1 protein-coding gene is annotated in these 2,089 nt (G+C 68.1%); it reads left to right on the top strand.

The genetic code is table 11. The features are described 5' to 3' along the window. The first annotated feature begins 289 nt into the window (after positions 1–289). A complete protein-coding gene (locus QH283_RS28735; RefSeq protein ID WP_280506068.1) occupies positions 290–1,918 on the top strand; it encodes an acyl-CoA synthetase in 1,629 nt (542 codons plus the stop codon). Positions 1,919–2,089: the final 171 nt, after the last annotated feature.

Here is a 2,089-nt window from a genome sequence, read left to right on the forward strand (position 1 = left end):
CCTCACTTTTACCCCCCCCCCGGGGTTGCTTAAACAATTTTGCGCCCGCATTTTTCGGGCCCCCCCCTTGGGGGGGCGGCCCGTATTCACTTCCGCCGCGCGGCGAGAATGTGACGTGAACCATTTGGTTCATTCGACTAACCCGGAAGTAACTTCCCCAGTGACCCGTGCCCGCTTTGTCACCTTTGTGTGTGACCGACCACACCGTCTGCTGCTACGGTAGCCGCACATGCCGTTCGAAATCGCTAGGCGACGTGGCCGACGCGACGGTTCAGTGGAGGTGTAAGTGGTGAACCTGGCGCATGCGCTGGAAACCATCAAGGCTGTGCGATTGCTGACTTCGCGCGGAATCGCCGATCTCACCAATCCGAAGGAGACGGTGCAGAACCTTCGGGAAGTCCGCCAGATGGGTCCCCAGGCCGCCGCTGTCCGCCATTCGGCCCGGATCGCGCCGGATCGCCCGGCTCTGGTCGACGAGCGCGGCGAGCTGACCTACAAGGAACTCGACGACCAGTCCACCGCCGTGGCGCGTGGTCTGCAGGCGGCGGGCATCACCGAGGGCACCGTCGTGGCGGTGCTGGCGCGTGATCATCGTGGCCTGCTGATGTCGAAGATCGCGGCGGGCAAGCTCGGCGCCCGCATCGCGCTGATGAACACCGGCTTCGCCAAGCCGCAGTTCGCCGAGGTCTGCGCCCGCGAGAAGGTGCAGGCGGTGCTGCACGACAGCGAGTTCCTCGGCCTGCTCGACGCCCTGCCGCCGGAGCTGCCGCGCTACCTGACCTGGGTGGACGAGGGCACCGAGGTGCCCGAGGGCGCGCGTACCTTCGACGACCTGATCGCGGAGAACTCCACCGAGGAGTTGCCGCCGCCGAGCCAGCCGGGCGGCTTCATCATCCTCACCAGCGGCACCACCGGCCTGCCCAAGGGCGCGCCGCGCACCAAGGTCTCGCCGTTCGCCACGGCCCAGTTCCTCGACCGGATGCCGTTCCAGAAGTACGACACGATGGTGATCGTGTCGCCGATCTTCCACAGCACCGGTCTCGGCACCTGGCTGATCGGCTCGATCCTGGCCAACAAGATCGTCGTGCGCCGCCGCTTCGACGCCGAGGCGACGCTGAAGATGGTCGCCGACCACAAGGCCGACATCCTGGTGGCGGTGCCGACCATGCTGCATCGCATGGTCGAGCTGCCCAAGGAGGTGCACGACAAGTACGACACCTCCTCGCTCAAGGCGATCATCCTCGCCGGTTCGGCGCTCTCGCCGGAGCTGTCGATCCGCGCGGCCGAGGTGTTCGGTCCGGTGGTGCACAACCTGTACGGCTCCACCGAGGTCGCCATCGCCACCGTCGCCAAGCCGGAGGAACTGGCCATCGCGCCTGGCACCGTCGGCAAGCCCCCTGTCACCTGCGATGTCCGCCTCTACGACGAGAACGACCAGCGGATCCAGGGCAACAACATCACCGGCCGGATCTTCGTCCGCAGCGGCGCGCCCTTCGAGGGCTACACCGACGGCCGTCACAAGCAGATCATCGACGGCTACATGTCCACCGGCGACATGGGTCACTTCCAGGACCAGGGCCTGCTCATGGTCGACGGCCGCGACGACGACATGATCGTCTCCGGCGGAGAGAACGTCTACCCGCAGGAGGTCGAGAACCTGCTGCTCGAGCGCGACGACGTGTTCGACGCGGCCGTGGTCGGCGTGGACGATGTGGAGTTCGGCAAGCGCCTGCGCGCGTTCATCGTGCCGGAGCCGGGCAAGCCGCAGCCCGACCCGGAGGAGGTCAAGGCCTACGTCAAGAGCAACCTGGCCCGCTACAAGGTGCCGCGCGACGTGATCTTCCTCGACGATCTGCCGCGCAACACCACCGGCAAGCTGCTGCGCCGCGTGCTCGTGGAGTACGACGTCAACGCCTGACCCCGGGCCCGCACGGGCCGTTGTCCCCGCGACGAGCGGGGCGTCCGTACCGGCGCGCCGCGCGGTGGGTTGGTGCGAGGTCAGCGGCGGGGTCGCGGCCGCTGCGCCGGCGCGGGCCGCGCGGCGGGGGGGGGCGTGCCCGGTGCCCGCGCCGAGCGTGAGGTGGCCGAG

The organism is Nocardia farcinica, from assembly GCF_029867845.1.
Classification (GTDB): domain Bacteria; phylum Actinomycetota; class Actinomycetes; order Mycobacteriales; family Mycobacteriaceae; genus Nocardia; species Nocardia farcinica_A.